The sequence below is a fragment of the Cyanobium sp. A1C-AMD genome, assembly GCF_024346495.1.
Taxonomy (GTDB): domain Bacteria; phylum Cyanobacteriota; class Cyanobacteriia; order PCC-6307; family Cyanobiaceae; genus Cyanobium_A; species Cyanobium_A usitatum.
Genome location: NZ_JAGQDB010000109.1, coordinates 1 through 6,723 on the forward strand (window position 1 = coordinate 1; position 6,723 = coordinate 6,723).

The 6,723-nt window shown below is 63.2% G+C and carries 6 protein-coding genes; 3 read left to right on the forward strand and 3 right to left on the reverse strand.

Annotated elements, in window-relative coordinates:
- Positions 1-129 precede the first annotated feature (129 nt).
- From KBY74_RS12925 to KBY74_RS12935, 3 genes are read left to right on the forward strand one after another with little or no spacing between them, the layout of a single operon-like run.
- Complete coding sequence (locus tag KBY74_RS12925) at positions 130-549, forward strand: heme-binding protein (RefSeq protein ID WP_254943045.1); 420 nt, start codon at positions 130-132, stop codon at positions 547-549.
- 22 nt (positions 550-571) lie between these two features.
- Positions 572-1,555, forward strand: a complete 984-nt coding sequence (locus KBY74_RS12930) for a VOC family protein (protein ID WP_254943046.1) — start codon at positions 572-574, stop codon at positions 1,553-1,555.
- A 44-nt stretch (positions 1,556-1,599) separates the two neighbouring features.
- Positions 1,600-2,097: a DoxX family protein gene (locus tag KBY74_RS12935; RefSeq protein ID WP_254943047.1), complete on the forward strand. Its 498-nt coding sequence runs from the start codon at positions 1,600-1,602 to the stop codon at positions 2,095-2,097.
- Between the two features lie 8 nt (positions 2,098-2,105).
- On the opposite strand, the gene KBY74_RS12940 is transcribed toward KBY74_RS12935, so the two are convergent.
- The 3 genes from KBY74_RS12940 to KBY74_RS12950 form a co-directional block, all read right to left on the reverse strand.
- On the reverse strand, positions 2,106-3,746 hold the full coding sequence (locus KBY74_RS12940) for a GMC family oxidoreductase (RefSeq protein WP_254943048.1): 1,641 nt from the start codon (positions 3,744-3,746) through the stop codon (positions 2,106-2,108).
- A gap of 47 nt (positions 3,747-3,793) precedes the next feature.
- Complete coding sequence (locus tag KBY74_RS12945; protein ID WP_254943049.1) at positions 3,794-6,490, reverse strand: MGH1-like glycoside hydrolase domain-containing protein; 2,697 nt, start codon at positions 6,488-6,490, stop codon at positions 3,794-3,796.
- Positions 6,487-6,723 (reverse strand): GMC oxidoreductase (locus KBY74_RS12950; RefSeq protein WP_254943050.1); only part of this gene is annotated, 237 nt, incomplete at its 5' end. The genes KBY74_RS12950 and KBY74_RS12945, both read right to left, overlap by 4 nt.

A 6,723-nucleotide genomic window follows, 5' to 3' on the forward strand; every position in this document is an offset into this window, starting at 1 on the left:
CAGCGGCGTGGAGCTGGTCCAGCACCAGGCCGAAGCCACCCTGAAACTCTCAGACGCCGACCTGGAGGCCGCCGCCGCTGGCGTTGAACTCCAAGGACACCTGTGGCTAGCGAAAATCATCTGGAGCTGATGCGCTACCAACCCCACCTCGAGCTCGCAGACTGCCGCTCGATTGCGGCGGCCAGCCACCTGGCGGCCGACCAGCACCAGGCGCGCGTGTCGATCGCCGTCGTCGACGCTGGCGGCCACCTGCTGTTGCTGGAGCGCCGCGATGGATCCAGCCCAGCCAGCGCCGAGGCCGCCATCGCCAAAGCCCGCATGGCGGCCCTCAACGGCAAGCCCACCGCGGCCCTGGAGGCCAGCATCAACGGAGAGCGGCCGGCGCTGCTGCAACTGGCAGGGCTATTCGGACAACCAGCGGCCGCCATGGCCGGTGGCCTGCCGCTGCTGCAGGAGGACAGCTGCCTGGGGGCGATCGGCGTGTCTGGCATGACACCCGAGATTGACAGCAGCATCGCCGCCGCTGGTGTCAATGGCCTGGGCTCCTAACAATCGACAGCTCTTGCGCCCCATGGCTCACCAAGCTCCCCAAATCAGCAGCATCGGCTTCACCACAGCCAACGCTGAAACGACTGCCGATTTCTTCGAAGCCAGTCTGGGCTTCAGGCGGGGCGGAAGCCTGCTGGTGGAAGCCGGCCCCTACGCCCAATTGGTGGGCCTGCCCGGCTCCCGGCTGAAGCTGGTGCGGCTACACCTAGGCGACGAAACCCTGGAGCTCACCGAGGTGCTGAGCCTGGGCGAGGGCCTGCGGCCTGGGCGTCCGATCCCGGCCGATTCCCGCAGCTGCGACCTCTGGTTTCAACACATCTGCATCGTGGTGAACGATCTGGACGCCGCCAGCGCCTCGGCGCGCCAGGCGATTGCTAACGGCTCCCTTGTGGGGGTGTCCACCGCCCCCCAGACCCTGCCGGCATGGAACACCGCCGCCGCCGGCATCCAGGCCTTTAAGTTTCGCGATCCGGAGGGCCACAACCTGGAGCTGCTGCAGTTTCCCCCCGATAAGGGAGAGGCCCGCTGGCATGCAGCCGCGCCAGCCAGCGCCCCCTTCCTGGGGATCGACCACAGCGCCATCTCTGTGGCCGACACCCTGCCCAGCTGCCACTTCTACGACGGGCTGCTGGGCCTGAAGCTTGGCGGCGATGGGATTAATAGCGGCCCCACCCAGGATGGGCTCGATGGCCTGACGGACACCCGGGTGCGCATCACCGGCCACCGCTGCCCTACAGGCGCCGGCGTGGAATGCCTCAACTACCAGCCCCCCAACAGCGGCAGAGCCAGGCCCGCGGATCAGGGGGCCCAGGACCTGGCCCACTGGCAGATCCGGCTGCGGGTTGCCGATCTGGATCGCATCGCCGCAGCCGCGGAGGCCTGCGGCGGCCAACCGCTCCATGGCGGCGTGATCGCGCTCGGTGACCAAGCCGCCCTGGTGGGCGGCGATCGGGCCCTGCAACTAGCCGACCCCGATGGCTACCAACTGCAACTGGTGCAGGATTAAACAGATCCGGGTACCTTGAGCGCACCTCATACAGCCCAGATCAGATGAACATCACCGTGGTGGAGCTGCTGGTGCCGGCGGCACCCTCCACCCTGGCCCAGACATCCCTGCTGGTGATGCGGGTGTTCCTGGGGATCTGCTTCATCCGCCACGGCTGGCCCAAGCTGCGCAATCTCAAAACCTGGGCCACGGCGATGCAGACGCCCGAGTGGCTTTGCTTTCTGTCGGCCTTCTCGATGTGGGGCGCGGGCATCGCCCTGATCCCGGGGCTGCTCACCCCCCTGGCGGCCCTGGCGATCCTGGTGTCGATGGCCTATGCGGTGGTTGTGGAGCTCAAGGCGGGCTTTCCTTTCATCGGCCCCGATCCATACCAGATTCCACCCGGTGATTACGCCGGCCCCATGGGGGTGGGCGATCCCCCCAGCTGGGAGAAGGCGGCCATGTATGTAGTGATGTGTGGAGTGCTGGCCAGCTGCGGTGGCGGCCTGCTCTCCCTCGACAACCTGCTGATCGCCGATCTAATCAAAACGCTGCTCAGCTGAGCCTGGGTTCACTTCCCCAGACGCTCCAGTAGATGGTCGCCCACCCGCAGGGCATTGGCGATGGCAGTGAGGGAGGGATTCACCGCGCCGATTGTTGGCATGAAGCTGGTATCGACGACGTAGAGGTTGTCGAGGTCGTGGGCCTTGCAGTTGAGGTCGAGCACCGAAGCAGCCGGATCGCTGCCGAAGCGACAGGTGCCGGCCTGATGACCCACGGCGGCGATCGTCATATCGCTCTTGATATAAAACTGCCGTTCCACTAGGTGATTCTTGAGATAGAGCTTGTCGAGCATCCCGGTGAGCCGGCCGTAAAGCCGCTGGGCCGCGGTTGGGTTGTTAGGCGTGTAGTCCAGATGAATCTGGCCCTCGCCATTGATGGTCACCCGGTTGTTGGGGTCCGGCAGATCCTCTGAAGAGATCCAGAAATCAATCGCATGCTCAGCGATTTTGTCCATCGACCAACCTGGCATCAGGAAGGTTTCCAACGGCGCATAGCCCTTCATGATCGTGCCGTTGGTCTTGCCCGTCATCTGGATATTGCCCATCGGATAGTCAAAGTCGGCATCCCCCAGATACCAGTCGTTGATCGAGATAGTTTTCTGGAAAACGGTGGTGTTCGGCTCGTGGGCCAAGGCCACCATCGCCTTGCTGTTGTGGAACATGTAATGGCGCCCCACCTGATCGGAGCTGTTGGCCAGACCGCGGGGATGCTTGTCGTTGGCCGACATCAACAGCAGCCGGGCGCTGTTGGCGGCACCACAACTCACCACGACCACATCGCCACGCACGGTCATCGGTTGGCCATCGCGCTCCAGCTCCACTGCCTGCACACTCCGGCCGGAGGCGTCGGTCTGCAGACGGCGCACATGGGCCCGGGTCAGCAGCGACACGTTCGGCGCCGCCAGGGCCGGGCGCATTCCCAACACATCCGCATCGGATTTGGCATGCACCAAACAGGGGAAGCCATCGCAGCAATTGCACTTGCGGCAGCGGCTGAAGGGCAAGTTGGCCTCATCCAGCATCACCCCAGTGGGGGCATGGAACGGATGCAATCCGCCCGCGCGCAGATCATCCACCAGCTGCTGGATGCGGGGCTCATGGGCCACCGGCGGATGGGGGTAGGGGCCGCTGCAGGGGGGCTCGGTGGGATCTTCACCCCGCTGACCATGCACGTGGTACATCTCTTCCGCCCGCTGGTAATAGGGCTCGAAGTCGCTGTAACGCAGGGGCCAGGCTGGCGAGACGCCGTCAAAGTGATTTAGCTGCTCAAAATCCTGTTGCCGCAAGCGGAAGTGGGCAGCGCCATACATCTTCGTGGCCCCACCCACGAAGTAATGGCTGCCGGGCTGAAACGGCTGGCCCTGCTTGTCGTGCCACACATCCTTGGAGATGTAGCGCCCCCTCTGGAAGACCTCCTCCGCATCCCAGTTCTGGGGTTCCTGCGGAAGCCAGTCGCCACGCTCCAGCACCAGAATCTTCAGGCCGCTGGGGGCTAGGTGGCGCGCCAGGGTGCCACCGCCGGCACCGCTGCCGATGAGTACCACATCAAAGTGAGCCCCATCGGCCACCTCCAACTGGCCGGCATTCGGCAATGGCGAAATTGCCAGGGAAGGACCAGGAAGCTCGGTGCGATTAGAAGGATGAGCCATGGCTGAGTAGAGGAGGCAGTCGAAAAAGAAGCAGGCAGTCGCTTGCGTTAACCAGATGAATAACGACTCAACTGGTTGACCATCTTGGCGACGGTGGCGCTCCATCCGGTCTGGTGGGAAGCACCCACACCCCGGCCATTATCTCCGTGAAAATATTCGTTGAACTGGATCAGATCCCGCCAGTGGGGATCGTTCTGGAACAACTCCACATCACCATTGAAGGCCCTCCGCCCGGATTTATCCCGCCTGAAGAGGCCCACCAGGCGCTTCTCTAGCTCGAGCGACACCTCCCAGAGATTGAGCCAGTTGCCAGAGCGCGTGGGGAACTCCACCTTGAAATTGTCCCCGTAGTAATGGGCGTATTTCTGCAATGACTCAATCAGCAGGAAGTTGATTGGCATCCACACCGGCCCACGCCAATTGGAATTGCCGCCAAACATCGCCACGGGACTGTCCCCAGGGCTGTAGGTGAGGGTCTGACTATCGGAGCCCTCTGTGAACGAATAGGGATGGTCGCCATACACCTTGGAGAGGGAGCGGATTCCGTAGGAGGAGAGGAATTCCTCTTCATCAAACATCCGCTCACAGATCCGCCGCAGGCGATCCTCCGGCACGAGGGTGTAGAGGATGCGGTCGTTGTGCCACTGGCCGAGGTTGCGTTCCAACCAGGTGGGCGTGGTGCGCTCATGCACAAACCAGGCCATGCTTTTAAGCACATCGAGCACAGGCAGTCGATCGACGGTTTCACGGTCGAAACTCGCCACAGCCAGCAAAGGAACCAAACCCGAAAGGGAGCGAGTGCGCAGGTAGTCGGTGCTGCCGTCTGGCCGCTTGATCACGTCGTAGTAAAAGCCATCGTCGTCATCCCAGTTCAGGAAGCCTCTTTCTGAAGGAGTATTGAGGGTGATGGCAAGTTGCGTGAAGTCGTAAACGAAGCGCTCGCAGGTGTCGGCATATTCAGGCTCCTCACGGCTCAGCTCCACCGAGATGTTGAGCAGATTTAGGCTGAGGGAAGCCATCCAGGCCGTGCCATCGCACTGCTCAATACGGCTGCCATCGGCCAGGGGGAAACGCCGATCAAACACGGCGATGTTGTCGAGGCCAAGAAACCCCCCCTCAAACACGTTGTCGCCGGAGCGATCGTTGCGGTTGGCCCACCAGCCGTATTCAAGCAACAGCTTGCGCAGGGCGGCCCGCAGAAAAGGCTGATCTGCCTGGCCGCTCTGCTTACGGTCGATCTGATAGATCCGCATTGCCGCCCAGGCGCCAATTGGCGGATTGGGGTCTGAGAGCGCCCACTCATAGGCGGGGGTCTGGGCGCTGGGGGCTGTGAAGTGGGGGCTACGCAGCAACATCGCCTGCTGCTTGGCCATCTCCGGATCGAAGATGGCGAAGGCCACCGCGTGGAACATCAGATCCCACTGGCAGAAGTAGGGGTACTCCCAGGCATCCGGCATCGAGATCACATCGTGGGCATGGAGGCGGCTCCACAGAGCCGTATCGGTGTCCCAGCGGTTGGCCGGCGGGGTCGGTTGGGTTGGGTCCCCCTCCAGCCAGCGCAGCACACTCCAGCCGTAGTACTTCTTGCACCACAGCAGCCCCGCCAGGGCTGAGGTATGGATCAAGCGGTCCTCGGCGTTGAGGCCCGGCATGGTGTGCTCAAAGAACTGGACACACTCCGCCTCCCGCGCCTGGAATAGCGCATCAAAGGCGGGACCGAAGGGCGATTCAGCATCGGCATCGGCGTCAGGCGCGCGCCCATCCAACCGTTGCCTCAGGCGCAATTCGACAACCCACTCCTCCGCTGGCGCGAGGGTGCGCTGCAACAAGCGGGCCGCCTTGGTGCCAAACTGGGCTGGATTGATCGCCGCCGCCTCAGCGCCAATCACATAGCGGTGCAAGCCATCCTTCTGATACGGGGTGGGATTGGGCTCGCCATAGAGATGCTGATGGTTGGTCTCGTTGTCGGTGAACAACCAGCTGCCCCCATCCCGGCAGAGCAGCTCGTAAACCCCTAGGTGGGGTAGATCACCGGTGACCACAACATCACCATCGAGGGCCATTGGCTGGCGCTGCTCATCGGGATAGCCCCAACCCCAGGTGTTGCGCATCCACAGGGTGGGCATCAGGGTGAGAGGGGCAGGATCGGGCCCGCGGTTGGTAACCCGGATGCGGATCAGCAGATCGGTAGCTGAGGCCTTGGCGTACTCAATGACAACGTCGAAGTAGCGACTGGCATCAAAGATGCCCGTATCCACCAGCTCGTATTCGGGCTCGCTGCGGCTGCGGCGACCGTTTTCATCCACCAACTGCTGGTAGGGGAATTCGGCCTGGGGATACTTGTAGAGCCCCCGCATGAAGCTGTGGGTGGGGGTGTTGGCGAGGTGGAAGTAGTAATCCTTGAGATCTTCACCGTGGTTGCCTTCAGGATTACCCAGGCCGAATGGCCGCTCCTTGAGGATCGGATCGACGCCATTCCACATCGCCAGGGAGAAGCAGAGCCGGCACTCTTCGTCGCAGATTCCCAATAAACCGTCTTCGCCCCAGCGATACACCCGCGAGCGGGCCTGGTCGTGGGGGAAGGAGCGCCAGGCATCGCCATCGGCGGAGTAGTCCTCCCGCACCGTGCCCCACTGCCGATCGGGCAGATAGCTGCCCCACAAGGTCCAGGGCTGAAGGCCCTGGTCGCGCTCCAGGATGCGAGCGGCTTCGGGATTAGTGGGCACAGGGGGCGTTGACGTCATTGCAGGGATGCCTTGAGGCCAGCGGCGATGCGCAGGGCATTGGCGATAACGGTGAGACCGAAGCCCATGGCCGGACAGGCCGGGAAAACACTGGCATCGGCGATGGTGAGGTTGGCCACCTCGTGGCTGCGGCCCTGCAGATCCACCACCGACGTGGCCGGGTTGTCGCCCATGCGACAGGTGCCGCAGCTGTAGCCCATGGCCGATAGGGGCGCCTCACCGCGGGGATGGGT